Below are 14,836 nucleotides of genomic sequence, written 5' to 3'. Positions count from 1 at the left end.
CTAAAATACATATAACATAAAATATACAATAATACCGGTAACTGAAACATACAACCATAGAGGTAGCAGCCAGCGAGTAATTCGCGTATGTTTTGCAAAATTTCCCTTAAGTCCGTGCCATAAAGCTAAGAATACTGGAGGTACGGAAAAAGTGGCAGCAGGTATGTGTGTGAAAAGTATTGTATAATACACATATCGCCAAATTCCTTCGCCTTCGTAGGTCGTGACGAACTTAACATTAAAGTGATAATAGAGATAACTTGCTAAAAAACAACTTGATGTTGTGAATGCCATTAACATAAATTTTTTATGTAGACTTATTTTTTTTACTTTAATTGCCCACCAGCCACTTAATAGAAATATAGAAGCTAGTGCATTTAGCCCCACGTTTAGAGTTGGTAAATCTTGAACTGTCATTATATTAATTTATCCATACAAATGAGAATGAGAAGTACTGGTAAGTAAATGATCGAAGCTTTGAGTAGTTTTTTCGCTTCTGGCTTTTGTTTACTACGACAAAAAACAAGGGCTTTTTGAAAAAAGAAACCACCGAGAAAAATTGCACCCACTAGATAGATATAGCCCATGTTTCCTACAAAAAAGAGCCACACCGAACAAATAATCATCACTAAACTATAAAAAATTACTTGGCGAAACGTGCTTTTCCCATCGGGCTCTACAACAGGAAGCATTTTAAAACCTCCTCGTGCGTAGTCTTCGCGATACATCCATGCGATTGCATAAAAGTGAGGATGTTGCCACGCAAAAAGAATACCAAATAATACCCACGCTTCTATCGATATTTCACCTGTTGCCGCCCAGCCTGCAACAGGTGGAATTGCTCCGGGAATTGCCCCAACAAACGTATTCCACCATGTTATTTTTTTGAGAGGTGTGTAGATAAGAACATACGACAGAGCAGCAAGTAAAACCAAAAGAGTTGTTGCACTATTAACTAAGAAAAACAAAATGGCAGTTCCGATTGCGATTAAGGCTATTCCTATGAATAAAGCCTGCCACGAAGGGATTAATCCCTGTGGAAGAGGACGATTTAAAGTCCGATGCATTTTTTTATCTGTTTCGCGTTCGATATATTGGTTCAGAGCTCCTGAACCACCTACAGAGAAAGTCATACCACATAAAGTATATAATAACACCATTACCGAGGTTTCACTATTGTCAGCTAAAAAATATCCCATAGCAGCAGTGACAAGAACCATTGTGAGGATTCGTGGTTTTGTTAACTCAATATAAGCTGAAATTGGTTGCATAAGAAAATTCATTTGTATTGTGTTTGCTTTCAACGTATTACTTTCATGAATAAACTGAGTGACCCACCAAAAATAAACTCTGTATTCAACAGGTAATTACTTTTGTCAGGTCACTTAGGCAAAATAAGCGATTAAATTTTTTGCCTAGTTATTTAATAAAACACTTTATTTAAAAAACTTAGCCACCGTTTTTTCCGAAGGTGGACTTGATAATAACGAACCAATGATGAGCGCCAGTGTTGAGCAAATAATAATAGGAAGTACAGGCATAATAGTTATTTGCATTGATTCAGTGGAGGCACTAATAAAAGGTAAAATTTCAGGTAAAACAAAGCTGCTCTTTGCTCCCCAGTCGGCTTTTAAGAAAAAGAATAACCACATAAAAATAGCGGTCAAAATAGATGCAAATGCACCTATCTTTGTTGTTTTCTTCCAATAAATAGAAGCAAAGACGAGAGGGAATAAACTAGAAAAGCCTGTGAAGCACCATATTGCGAGTGGAAAGACCTGCCGCGGCTTAAATAAAGATATAAAGTATGTCGCAGCAACAATTGCAATAATAAATCCGCGTGCAATCCAAATTTTCTGTTGATTAGAGATTTTATTTTCATCAGCATAGTGAAGTACGATATCATTGGTGAATATAGTACCAAGGCATAAGAATTGAGAATCAAGTGATGACATAATTGCAGCAAGAATACCTGCACCTAATAACCCTGTTAGTATTGGGCTATCGAGTAGATTGCGAATTAGAATGGTAAGTACTTGATTTGCACGGCTATGTTCTGGAACAATTAAACCACCATTTATCATTGCTGAAGATGCCCAAACACCTATTAAAACGCAAGGTACCCAAACTAACATAATAAATAGCGGGTGGGCGATAATTGACAAACGGAAAGATTTTGCTGATTTTGCAGTTAACCAGTGTTGAAATAAATGAGGGAACATTCCTACCGATAAGGGAATGAGCATGTACGTTGCAAACTCGAATTTTGAAATATGTGCACTGCGTGCGAGGAGATCTGGCTTATGCGCTAAAACCATTTGGGTCGCATTTTTTGCCCCTCCAAGAGCATCGGCAATCATATAAAAAGCAACCATTCCCAAGATAATAAATACACATGTTTGAAATGCATTTGCCCACGCTGCACCACGAATACCTCCGAAGAATATATAGGTGAGAACAACAAAACAAATAACAAGACTACCCAACCACGGAGGAACAGCACCACCTGCAAAAAGACTTGGCAAAGCCCCTTGTGTTAATGCTGATATACTTGCCCCGCTTGCCAAAAGTCCAATAAGTAGATAGGGAAGTACAAGAAGAACAAGGACTGGAAATAATACTAAACCGATAGCATCACTTTCGAAACGATCACGAAAATATTGGATTTGTGTTGTATAACCATATTTTTTACCAAAAACCCATAATTTCATACCGATTAAAAAGAAAACAGCAGAATGAACTATACCTGAAGCAGAGGCCATTAGTCCGTAAACGCCAATTCCACGTTCGTAAGCTTCGCCGCTACTTCCAACTAAAGCAAATGCGGTCATCGTTGTACCAAAAAGTGACATAAATAACAAAAATGGACCTATACTACGTCCTGCCACAAAAAAATCATTAGAGGTTTGTTTTCCAAAACGAGCACTCGCTACCCCTAAGGATACAAGCAGCATCAAATAACATATAATTACAATAAGTACTGTCACTATTTATTCTCCCTCTGCCTCAGCTTCTAAATCTTCAGGCCACGCGTACACAACAGCTAACGCCCATAATATAGAGGCGCATACAGAAATAAAAGCATGATATGCCAATCCAACTGGTAAGAAGTCAAACACAATTGTTGTATCGCTCCACCACCAAAAGTCTTTATGGAGAATCGCTAGTAAAACTACTGCTCCCCAAATAAGCTTTTTTTTCATTATTTTTACCTTTCCAAGATCGCCAAGTGACCTGAATTAATAACAGTAGAGATCACTAAAACGCGTCTACATTTTTGCACATTCCATTTCTCGCTGAGATTGAAAACTTTCCATTGCCGCAAATATTTCACTAACACCTTCTTTGAATACATCGCCAATAAGAATATCTATTAATGTATTTTGGTATTGAGGATATACTTTTAAAAATTTGGCAAAACTGAAACCTTTGTCATAAAAAGTATATACAAGTTTTTTAATAGACTCCATGCCAGTGACTAATTCTTGTTCAAAGCTACGCAAACGAGTAGCACTTGTGTCATTTGTGGCAAGAGCCTCATTAATAGTATCTGCTGCCAGTTCTGCTGATTTTATCGCCAAAAATACACCAGAAGAGTATACAGGATCGATAAAGCTAAAGGCATCACCAATTAAAACGTAGCCATTTCCTGCAACATGTTTTGCGCGATAAGAAAAGTCTTTACATACTTTGACATTTGCGATAGGTGTTGCAAGATCGATTTTTTCTTTTAGCGCAGAACACTGATTAACTTCGCGCATAAAAATATTACAAGGGTCCAAGGTTCGGTCTGAAAAAAGTTTTGGAATATCTGATACAACTCCTACACTAACAACATTATCTTTTAAAGGAATATACCAAAACCAACCATCTTTACCTTTAGTGTGTAGTATAATTGTTGTTCCTTCATCGACGCCACATTCTCGTGCTGCTCCGCGAAAGTATGTGTAGAGAACCCCTTTGTTTAGATGCGGGTCTGGTTCATATATTTTGAGCTTTCGTGCAATAAAAGCACTTGTGCCGCTAGCGTCAACGACAATTTTAGCTCTAATTTGTTGTTCATTATTGTCTCGTTTTACAATAACACCACCAACAGCATCATCGTTGTAAATAAGATCGATCACTTTTGTGTTTTGTATTACTTGCGCTCCATACTCTAGTGCGTTTTCTAACATCATGTTGTCAAATTCGCCACGCTCTACTTGCCAAGTAGCAGAACTTTCATGAGAATTGCGCTCTTTAAAATAAAATGGTTTTGATGCTTTGCCTTTATCGTTTACAAATTGAACGCTATGTTTGCGCACAAACCCTATTTCTTTTAGTTTCTCTATCACATTCAAGCGCTTAAGTTGCCAGTAGGTGTTTGGCATTAACGATTCACCTATGTGGTGACGTGGAAATTTTTCTCGCTCTATAAGTAGAACATCGCGACCTAGTTGTGCTAAAAAAGTAGCTGCTGCACTACCAGCAGGGCCAGCTCCAATAACGATTACTTCGTAAAAGCTTTTAAGATCCTGCATAATTTACTCCTTGAGGGCGTATGATTTCTACTACTTCTATAGGCGTTTTACACGAAATTCTTGTTGATCGACCATAGAAAGAGAGCGTTGACATGGAAAAAGCTTTTTCTAGGCTAGAACATGTTTGTAATTTAAAATAGGTTTTCACTTGAATATCTCGTGGTTCTTTGTGATCGATTAGTATTTTACCTAATGGTTTTTTACCATGTAAGATTTCGTCGCGTATTTCCGTAGAAAAAAACGACAAATCCATGTGGACTATACCAATTTCGACAACCCCTATCTTGGGAAGCGATAACAACGAAAACCTTTTGTACAATGAATTTTTTACTTGTTGTTTTTTAACTTCTACTTGAACAGGTTGCCCGTAGAATTTTTCAAGTGTTGTGGTCATATGATTCTGATGTACTAATAAGTCGCGATAAGGTGCAGGAAGAGTTTCACCTGGCAATAAATCATAACGTAGGTTTTCATCACTGAAAAATGTGAATAATGAATTTAGCATATTTTTTATGTATAACGAGCGTTTTGATATTCAGGATCGTAAAAATTAGGTAGTAAACTATCTACCTGTAATAAACCTTGAGTTGTAAGTTCAACTCCTTGTTCATTTTCTACTAGCATGCCGCGTTTTTCTAAAGCAGAAAACTGATCGGCAAATTCACTGATAATATCTACTGAAAATTTATCCAGAAACTCTTGGCGTTTCAAATACCCGAGCTTCATACGCAAAATAAGTTCGCGAATTAAACGTTGGCGATCGTTAGTGGGAAAAGCGCGATGAATTGGTAATTCTTTATTTTCGCATTTTTCCATGTACGTTTCGAACTTATCAACATTTTGGTAATGAATTCCTTGAACGTGGGAGAAAGAGGCTACTCCTGTTCCGATCATATCAGCACCATACCATAATTGATCTCGATAACAAAAAGATTGTTTGTCGCTAGGTAAGACAACGGTATAAGCACTGCTTTGCTTGTAACCGATTTTTTTAAATTGATCAAAAGCGTCTTGAGCCCAGCGACGTTTCGTTTCCCAAGTTGCGACTCTACATATTCCTTCTTCACCGAGAATTTGCTTTGCATATATAGAGTTAAATGGAAGTTCCATTTGGTATATAGTAACACTTGAAGGGCGTAAATCAATTGTCTTATTAATGCACTCTTGCCAATTTTCCTGGGTTTCGCCAACCATACCAGAAATAAGGTCGATGTTAACTTGGGGAAAATCAAGTTCTTGTACCCATTTGTATGCGTTATGAATTTCTTCGCTCAAATGAGCACGTCCATTTTCTTTTAGAATTTCGTCCGAAAAATTTTCGACTCCTAAACTTAACCTTGTCGTCCCGAAATTCTTGATTGCTGATAATTTTTTTTCCGTAAGTGTTCCTGGTTCACACTCAAAAGTAATTTCTTGAACACCATCATGTGGGAAGATACGACGTAGTTGTTCTCCCAAATATTCAATTTGTTCTGCACTTAAGGCCGATGGAGTTCCACCGCCAATATAGAAAAAATTGACTAGGCGGTCGGCAACCACTGGTGAATTAGCGTATAGTTCAAGTTCTTTAACTAAGTTATATATATAATCTTCTCGTTGTTTCTTGTTTTTATCGGTATAAACGCGAAAATAGCAAAACTTACATCGCTTACGACAAAATGGTATATGCAAATAAAAACCCAAATTTCGTTTATCGGCAACGGGTTTTACAAGCATTTCCTGGGCAGTATTTGAATATTCTTTTTTCCAAAAGGAGTATGGCGGATAATTAGAAACAAAATAACTCCCCACACCTGTATCTTTATTCGTTTCAGTCATAGGAGTCCTCATAAAGCTTTGTTGTAAAGGGATACAAAATCATTGTATTTAACGATACGTGGATTAAATTGAGCTGTCCATTCTTCATTAGCTTCTACAGCTAAATTGTTGATAGCATCCGCAGTGATACCGTAGGCGCTTAATGTGGTAGGCAGTTCTGTTGCGGCGACAATTTTTTCTATGCGACGTGCCAAGGCTTTACCGGCACAGGAAGCAATTACAATCCCAGATATACGGCATAAGTCTTCATATATATCTTGTGCATGGTCAGCATTATAGCGAATTACATGTGGTAACATCAGCGCTATAGCATGACCATGAGTAATACCGTAATTTTTCGTGAGTGGGTTTGCGCAAGCATGAGTTGCGCCTAACATGGAATTTTCAATGGCCATCCCAGAGTAACAGGCTCCCATCTGCATCCCCATATTAGCCTCTTCATTTTCTGGAGAAAATAGCATTGACTCAAAATTTGCATTCAACAATTTCCAGGCGTATAACGAAAAGGAAGCAGATAAGGCGTTTCGCCTTTTTGTTACAGCGCTTTCAATTGCGTGGGATATAGCATCTATTCCTGTTGCTTTCATCACTGATGTTGGTTGAGTTACTGTGAGAGAAGGGTCTAAAATTGCTACTCTAAAAGAAGCTTTGGGGTCTCCGCAGGCCATTTTGCGATGTGTTTTACTGTCAGAAATAAGAGCGTAAGATTGCGCTTCGCTTCCTGTACCAGTAGTCGTTGGTATGCCTATCATTGGTAACATTTTCTGCTTTGCTTTTCCGTACCCCCAATAATCTTGCATTTCTCCACCGTTTGTTAAAAGAAAATTAACTCCTTTTGCACAGTCCATACTACTTCCACCACCAAGACCTATAATCAGTTCTATCTGGTGTTCTTTGGCAAAATCCACTCCAGCGGTAACATTTTCAGTGGTAGGGTTTTGCGCAAAATCGCTAAATGTATAAGTCGTGATATTTTTTTGGGTTAAATAATAAGCGGCCTTTTCGACATGACCTGTGTCAATAATTCCTTGGTCAGTAACAATAGCAACGCGCTTTACTGTAAATTGTTCTGTGATTTCTCCTAAACGCGCTAAAGAATTTTTTCCAAAAATAATTTTGTTTTTCGGTGCATATTCAAAGGGTTGCCACATCATATCCTCTTTAAGTTATATTGAGTTTTTTTGAAAAGAGCGACGTTGAAAAAGAAATTCAAATAAATTTCCTTCATGAGGTTGTAACCAATCTACTTTGCAAGTTGGTGCTGAACCAATATTGAGGCGATCAATATGCGGACAACATAACAAATCGCGTTCCCAGTTAGAGTCATTTGTTATTGCTGTTACTACCAGACTTTTTTCGATTGTTTTTAGCATTTGCTCTTGCGGCATTTCCACTACACTTGCAAAAGGAAACATGAACTCTCGGTTTGCCAGAGGATGGTCGTAACTATCAACATGAATTAAAGTTGGGTGGACAAAAGCACTTCCTTCGCAAATAGAAAATCGTTCCGTATCGCGATATTTTGCCGTCATATCTTCTGCGCCTTCTGTATCTAAACCAATTTCAATAGCTTGATTTATATACTCAGCTATGCGTTTGTCGGAAAATGCTGAAAGTTTTGCTTGTTCATGGTCTAGTGGGAGAGGGATTGTTTTTACCATGCGTTTTGCAAGGGCATCAGCAATTTCGCGACCATATTTCGGAGTCCAAATAGCTGATGCATTTATGCAAGAGCGTCCTCCGTTAGCCATGATCGAAGTAAATAACATGTCTAAATGTTGCTCCCAGTTCTCAACAATATCCTGACCAATAAGAACTTTACTAAATCCTGATCCATGAACTTCAACACGGCGATCATTTTCCCATAGGCGAACAGTTGAATCGTCGCCAAAAATCATTGCACGTTCACAGTGAAGCATAATATTATTTCCGCCAGCATAATCGGTAGGATAGCAAGATAAAGCTTCACTTGGGTAACCAGCCTCCATAAAGGCGTGTAACAAACGAAAAGGCGTCCAAGGTTCGCGGCTACCTGGTTTTAATACAATAGGAACGCGAAGTGCTAAAGCTGGTACCCATAGAGAATGAACTCCTGGAGAGTTACTTGGTAATACCGCCCCTAAGTGTCGTGCTTGCGGTAGAAATGAAATGGGAATGCCGTCTTGTACTCCATAACCTTTTTCGATTATAGAAAAATCAACGCGCCCAGATAGACTTTTAATAATCTCTGCGAGATTTGTCAAAACCCAATGTACTTTTTCCATATTCGCTCGACACATATTTTTCGGCATGCCTGTTGACGCCGATTGATAGTTGACAAATTGTTCTGGAGTCTGAGTTGTGTTTGCGAAAGGGATTTCTTCTTTAAGAAACAAGTCAGCAGCTTTTTTGCATATGTCGAGTGTTTCTGCTAAAGACATATTTTGTAAGCTTTGCCACACTTTCTTACTGTTTTTTATGTCGCGAACAATGAGTCCTGAATTTGCCTGGCTCATTGTTGCCAGTACTTCTCCTGTGCGGTGATCGACAATCTCGCTTTGTTTTAGACTAGTGTACTGTTTTCCATTACGTAATAACGGAATATGTAGCATTAGTATACTCCTTCTACTACAGTTGCCCCCATACGGCTAAACGGACCAACATTTCTTACACCGTCCCACTGATATTGTTCGCAAGCAGGTTCGCGAATAGCCTGATCTCTTTCGAGGAAATTAGGCATAAAAAGTTCTTTGGTTAGAGTGGTCAACATTACGCGTCCTAACTGACCGTAATCAACTACTTTATTTGGAGTATCAGGGTGAACAACTTGTAAAACAGCGCGAGGTAACGGTGGGTAATAAATAATATCATAGTTGTCTTCTGGCGTATATGGTTTGTGACAAGCTAAACCCATTAATGTATTACCATATGTTGGTACAAACGCAGCTCCTTCTAAGAGTTCTTCTACAGCAAAGCGGTGGAATTGTGCATCCATCTGTGTTCCTCCGCAGAAAACGCCTTTTATCCCTAAATCTTTAAGGGAAACGCGCGCGCATAGTTCCTCTAGTAGTTTTGGAGTGGCAAAAAGGCATTTAATATTCTTGTGCCGTTTTAAAATTGTCAAGGCTTGATCTACAATGTGCCTTTTATATTCTTCTAGTACAGCAAGTTGTTTCTTTTTTACTAGTTTGACTACCCAGCGCGGGTCCATATCGACGCAAAAACAAATTCCATTGCGTACCTGAGCAAGATGCTCAATTGCAAGGCGCAAGCGTCGAGGACCTGTTGGCCCTAAAAGTAACCAGTCACTTCCTTTAGGAAAATGGTTATCATCTAAAGTTTTACTGAAATCAGTGTAGTCGGTGCGCAGATCTTCTGTGCTCAAACGCGTTTTAGGCTGCCCGGTACTTCCGCCTGTTTCAAATACATACATTGGTTTACCAGCATTTCCCTTTGGTAACCAATCACGTATATCTCCTGACCGTAGCCAATTATCCTCAAAAAAACCAAATTTGTGTAGGTCAGAAAATTGTTGAATTTCACGGCGCGGATCCCATGACAGTTTTTCCGCGAATGATAACCAGAATTTACACCCTGTGTCTGGACTAAAATGCCAGTGGATAATTTCTCTAGTCCATGCATCTAATTTTTCGCTTGTTTCTGTGGACATGTTTTTTCCTACTAACGATATTGTGTATAAAAATAATAAGTAAAAGTTGACTTTCTGGTAGTTACTATTGAATTTAGAATCAACAGGAATTTCGCTTGACTACTGTTGAATTAAGGAATAAACCCTGTGTTGTCATTCTTATGGAACGAATGACAACAGGAGAAAAAAACAATGTTTTCAATGGTATATAGATACAAAGACTAGGAGGACGAGGCTCCTGCTGAGCCAAAGCCTTTATTTTAATAAAAACTTTATCGAGAAAAGCTTATATCAAAACAAAAATTTCTAGGAAATGAACAATTTACTAAAAGTTTTTATTATAAAATGTAGCCAGCAGGAGCTTTGCCCTCCTAATTCTAAATACAATAGTTTAACAGCTTATGTATCAGGCAGTCCTTTTTTACGAGCTAAACTGAGTAAATAAATGAGATAGCCGTAAATAAAAGCGGTTCCGTAAAAACCCGTAGGTACTGCTGGTAGTAAAACCAAAAGAATCGCCACCATTGTCCATGAACGAACAAGAGCAATACTATTACCTGCGACTAGAAAAATGAGTTCTGGTAGAGCTCCGCCCAACAAACCAAACAAAGTGCACATCAACAAAATATCTATATGAATAGGACCGGCAAAAATCGCTAATGATAAATAAAAAGCGGCTCCACCGATAGCTCCTATGATTAGAGATTCACCTAATGGTGCACTAGGATGTACATTCTTTTTAAGTTGAGCTACGAAATCATTTTTCATCTTTTTTCTCGTCTTTTTTCTCGTCTTTCTTGGTAGATGCAATAGCGTACAAACGTGACTGGGTTGCAATATAAAGTGTTTCATTTGCCGGAGATGGGGTGGTATAAATAGTGCCTTCAAGTAAAGACTCACCTAGAATCTTTTTCTCTTTGCTGTGAGCGAAAACAACGACATCGCCATCTTCATCTCCCAAATACACTTTGCCATCAGCAATAATAGTTGAACCCCAAATAGCTGCTTCCATATCGTGTCTCCACAATACTTTACCTTTTTCTAGGTCGATGCAGTATGCAAATCCAGCGAGATCACAGTTATACATCAAACCATCGCGAATAGCTGCTGTAGACATAGTACGGCCAAAATCTTTACCACCAACATGCCAAATAGTGTGGGTTTTGGTTATATCTCCTGAGCCAGTAGCGTCGATCGCGTATAGGTGACCAATCCCTTCACCGTGCTCTGGATCTTGACCAACGCCAATATACACTTTATCATCGTAAATTACTGGTGTTGACACAAGATTATTGCGTGTTCCATGTCCGCCTAATTCCCAAACAGAATCTTTTGGGTTACAGTCAAATGTCCACAGAACTTCTCCTGTTTTAGGGTCTAAAGAATATACTAAACCGTCTCCACCAGGACAAACGAGCTGTTCACGTCCTTTTACAACGCCGTAAGCGGGAGAAGACCATTGTCCGTGAAGAATCTTGTCTGCAGGATCGCCATTTTCCCATACCAATTCGCCGGTCTTTTTATTAACAGCAATAAAGCTAGGTGCGCGCGGCGAAGGGATATTTAAGTGAGCTTCATCTACACCATTAGAAGTAAGTAAGTAGACCATGTCGCCAACAACAATAGGAGAAGACGTTGCAAGATTGTGTGGGAAAACGCCTAGTTCCTCTATCATATCAAAAGTCCAAATGATATCGGCCTTGTCTTTTCCTTTGTATTTTTCGTCTTGAGCGCCATCGTTTTCATCGTCGTAAAATCCTTCGGTATCTGCGCATACAACTTCGCAACGATTACTTACATAGTAAAGTCTATCACCTTCTATAAAAGGTGTAGAACAAATTCCTTGTAACGGCCAATCGTTTACACGACCAGCATTGAGTTTATCGTGTACTGCTTGCCATAAAAATTTGCCATCTTTTTCATTGAAACAAAGAATATTACCTTTGTCTCCTTTTATCTTGGGATCTTTCAATCCTTCGTTATTGCTACCAACAAATACTTTGCCATTAGAAACAACAGGATTACCATAACTCTGAGAGCCAAGTTCAACAACCCATTTTATATTTTCACCTGTTTCTTCGTCCCATTTAGTCGGCAAGTTTTTTTCGACGTCGTTTACCATGTTTCGGCCGACCTTGCCTCCCCACATCGTCCAATCATCTGCATTGACAAAAGCAAGTGCAATGAATAAACCAACAATGATACATGTTCTCATATTTCTCCCCTTAGTTGTTAGAGATTTCTACATTGTCAAAATATACAGGTGTTCCTGGCTTTTTCGAAGTAATTCCAACGCTGTAAGCATACAAACCAGGACTTCCAGCTTTATTTGGGCATGAATCAATTAATTCAATTGACCACTCTTTTGGTTCTTCCTCACCTCGTAACCACACTTTGCCGCGAACTAAAGCTTTATTGTCTTGCAAATCCACACGCAATTTTGCCGTATACCATTTATTCGTACGCCATTTAAAAGGTACATCTTTTTGAATACGCGGCATAGGGTCCCAACTCACTAAACGCAACTGCGGTTTTAGCGTTGTTCCCAGTAAGATTAGTGTATAACGACAGTTAATGAGACCTAGGTCAGGGTAAAAGCGCTTCTTACGATCTCCGCGTAAGTCGGCCTGAATAGTATAGCCAGCAGGCAACGGAGGCTGAATATATGCTTTTAATCTTGCAAAAGGCGGAGCAGGTCTATTTGCCATTTTTTTCAATACTTTAGAACCTTCAAGATCAAAAACTTGGCATTTTAGTTTAGAAGTTATCCATCCTGGAGGAGGTGTACCTTCTTTCAAATTATCGAAATCTTCGCTGTAAGGAAGTTTTGGTATAATACGTAGGCGAGAAACGGCTTTAAGCCCGTCTATTTCTGCGGTAATTTCTCCTGCTTGCTGCTTATTTTCTTCTCCAGCAATGAAGTTTCCATGTTCATCAATACCACCACTTAAACCTGAAATATTCCATTTAGCAGCGCCGTTTTTAACGAACTTTCCATCACCATCAAATAATTGTGCTGTAAACTGAACACTCTCTTTAGGAGAAATCCACGTTTCTGCTGGAACAATTTGCAATAATTGCGGTTTTGTACCGTTTATGTTTTTTTGTTTTAAACCAATACAGTAAATGCTGTTACCTGTTGGTAAATAAACAAGACCGTTTGCAATAGCAGGAGAACCATTGATTTCAATAGGAGAACCATCTGCTAGTGCAAAATGCTCTTCATCTAAAAGTTTGCATCCGCTTTCTGATGGTTCAGCGATAACATAAGATCCTCCCACAACTCCGACATATATCTTACCATCTGCTAGAACGCCTGATCCCTTTGCAACTGTTCCGTAGTTAAACTCCCATTTGCTTGAGCCATCAATAGTATTAAAACAATGTATATTGGCAGAGTTGTCCATTACGTACAAGTGATTTCCATGAACGATGGGTGAAGTGTAACCAGCTCGTGTACCATCAATTCGCCATAAGGTTCCGGTTTTAGTAATATCTCCTTTACCTCGGCCGTCAATGCAAACAATACTTCCCATTAGGTTGGTGTCGATATTTTCTTCACTATGAGTAGCGAAAACACGATGGCCTTGGACTACAACAGAAGAGTTAATACCTCTTTTGCTAAAATGATAACCCCAACGGCTTTGCCCTGTTTTAATATTTAAAGCGTATACATAGCCATCGGCGCAACCGGTAATTAAAAGGCGTAAACCATCTATTTCGGCAATCACTGGTACAGAATAAGTTGTATCAAGAGGCTTTTTTCCCGGATCAGACCACCATACAACTTGACCAGAATTTTTATTCATTGCCAAGTAGCGATGTTTGCCTTTTCCATGCTTTCCCCAACCGCTGCTTAAAAAACTAATGATAACGAGGTTACCATCAACTATTGGTGTATTTGTTCGCCCACCGTATCCTGAGATACGCCCGAATTCTTCTGTTAATGAACGCGACCAAAGAATTTTACCGTTTTTATCGAAACAAAAAAAGCGCCCTTGAACACCATGAGCATAGATATTTCCAGTTTCGAGGTCACCTCCAAGATTCGCCCATCCAACGCGGTGAGCTACGATATCAGTATGGAAAACATTGAAGCGATGTTCCCAAACCAATTTTCCGGTTTTGCTATCTAAAGCAAGAACTCTTTCTTGTAAATTTTGACCTTCTCCTGCACGGTTTATCATATATACCATGCCGTTCATTATTAGTGGAGTGGAGCGCGCTCCATAGTCTGCTTTCCAAATTAAATTTTCGCCATCTTTTGACCAAGAGCTTGGTAAATTTTTATCTTCTGCTACACCATTTTGTGTAGATCCTCTCCAGTGATGCCAGTTTTGAGCATACAGAGGACTTAAAACCAAAGATATTAAAATAAGATGTGTCAGGTATCTCATAAGAATCGTATCCTGTAACAGTTGTATAGTTTGATATCAATGCTAGAATGTTATTTAGCGAGCTGACAAATATTTCTTATACTTGTCAGCTCATTTTAGGAAATCATCCTGCAACAGTGTAGTTTTGTAAATATTCTTATTTTAGTAGTTTGGATTAAAGTGATGTGACGAATGTCAGGTCACTAAAAATAAGAACGTATTTTAAACTACATATATATTATGAACTATAAAATGATTGCTTGGGTCACAACTTGGTTTATAATATACAATTTAATTACTATCTTGTAAAATATATAGTTGAATTTTGTATTGCTAGGGCGTGTCAACATTTAATACACAGAGACATGTAAAGAAATATTTTTCAACTAGCAGAAAACATAGGGAATTGTTAAACTAAGTGACCCATCAAAAATAGTTATCTAGAACATAATATAAAAGTAAAGATCATCTGTTTAAAAAGAGTATGATATTAC

General features: G+C 38.5%; 13 protein-coding genes. All 13 read right to left on the bottom strand.

Going from position 1 to position 14,836, the window contains the following annotated elements; translation table 11 throughout:
* Window positions 1–417 carry a DUF420 domain-containing protein gene (locus UABHE_RS11850; protein ID WP_372370501.1) on the bottom strand — a complete coding sequence of 139 codons (417 nt, stop codon included), beginning with the start codon at window positions 415–417 and terminating at the stop codon, window positions 1–3.
* The gene (gene cyoE, locus UABHE_RS11845) at window positions 417–1,304 is read right to left on the bottom strand and encodes a heme o synthase (protein ID WP_372370500.1); all 888 of its coding nucleotides are present in this window, start codon (window positions 1,302–1,304) and stop codon (window positions 417–419) included. The genes UABHE_RS11850 and cyoE overlap by 1 nt, the downstream gene beginning before the upstream one ends.
* Before the next feature lie 132 nt (window positions 1,305–1,436).
* On the bottom strand, window positions 1,437–2,987 hold the full coding sequence (locus UABHE_RS11840; RefSeq protein ID WP_372370499.1) for a sodium:solute symporter: 1,551 nt from the start codon (window positions 2,985–2,987) through the stop codon (window positions 1,437–1,439).
* A gap of 3 nt (window positions 2,988–2,990) precedes the next feature.
* A complete protein-coding gene (locus tag UABHE_RS11835; protein WP_372370498.1) occupies window positions 2,991–3,203 on the bottom strand; it encodes a hypothetical protein in 213 nt (70 codons plus the stop codon).
* A gap of 66 nt (window positions 3,204–3,269) precedes the next feature.
* Window positions 3,270–4,520, bottom strand: coding sequence for an NAD(P)/FAD-dependent oxidoreductase (locus tag UABHE_RS11830; RefSeq protein ID WP_372370497.1), 1,251 nt, complete (start codon window positions 4,518–4,520; stop codon window positions 3,270–3,272).
* On the bottom strand, window positions 4,507–5,025 hold the full coding sequence (locus UABHE_RS11825; protein ID WP_372370496.1) for a hypothetical protein: 519 nt from the start codon (window positions 5,023–5,025) through the stop codon (window positions 4,507–4,509). The genes UABHE_RS11830 and UABHE_RS11825 overlap by 14 nt, the downstream gene beginning before the upstream one ends.
* A gap of 5 nt (window positions 5,026–5,030) precedes the next feature.
* The gene (locus UABHE_RS11820; protein WP_372370495.1) at window positions 5,031–6,338 is read right to left on the bottom strand and encodes a coproporphyrinogen-III oxidase family protein; all 1,308 of its coding nucleotides are present in this window, start codon (window positions 6,336–6,338) and stop codon (window positions 5,031–5,033) included.
* A gap of 8 nt (window positions 6,339–6,346) precedes the next feature.
* On the bottom strand, window positions 6,347–7,492 hold the full coding sequence (locus UABHE_RS11815; protein ID WP_372370494.1) for an iron-containing alcohol dehydrogenase: 1,146 nt from the start codon (window positions 7,490–7,492) through the stop codon (window positions 6,347–6,349).
* A gap of 12 nt (window positions 7,493–7,504) precedes the next feature.
* Window positions 7,505–8,929: an aldehyde dehydrogenase family protein gene (locus UABHE_RS11810; RefSeq protein ID WP_372370493.1), complete on the bottom strand. Its 1,425-nt coding sequence runs from the start codon at window positions 8,927–8,929 to the stop codon at window positions 7,505–7,507.
* Window positions 8,929–9,987, bottom strand: a complete 1,059-nt coding sequence (locus UABHE_RS11805) for a hypothetical protein (protein WP_372370492.1) — start codon at window positions 9,985–9,987, stop codon at window positions 8,929–8,931. The genes UABHE_RS11810 and UABHE_RS11805 overlap by 1 nt, the downstream gene beginning before the upstream one ends.
* Window positions 9,988–10,365: 378 nt before the next feature.
* Window positions 10,366–10,734: a hypothetical protein gene (locus tag UABHE_RS11800; RefSeq protein WP_372370491.1), complete on the bottom strand. Its 369-nt coding sequence runs from the start codon at window positions 10,732–10,734 to the stop codon at window positions 10,366–10,368.
* Entirely contained in the window at window positions 10,724–12,181 is a 1,458-nt protein-coding gene (locus UABHE_RS11795) for a PQQ-binding-like beta-propeller repeat protein (RefSeq protein ID WP_372370490.1), read from the bottom strand. The genes UABHE_RS11800 and UABHE_RS11795 overlap by 11 nt, the downstream gene beginning before the upstream one ends.
* Before the next feature lie 10 nt (window positions 12,182–12,191).
* Entirely contained in the window at window positions 12,192–14,363 is a 2,172-nt protein-coding gene (locus UABHE_RS11790; RefSeq protein WP_372370489.1) for a PQQ-binding-like beta-propeller repeat protein, read from the bottom strand.
* Between the last annotated feature and the right edge of the window lie 473 nt (window positions 14,364–14,836).

Source organism: Candidatus Uabimicrobium helgolandensis, from assembly GCF_041508025.1.
GTDB lineage: Bacteria > Planctomycetota > Uabimicrobiia > Uabimicrobiales > Uabimicrobiaceae > Uabimicrobium > Uabimicrobium helgolandensis.
Note: the sequence above shows the minus strand (reverse complement) of the source record. Positions and strands in the feature narration are given on the sequence as shown.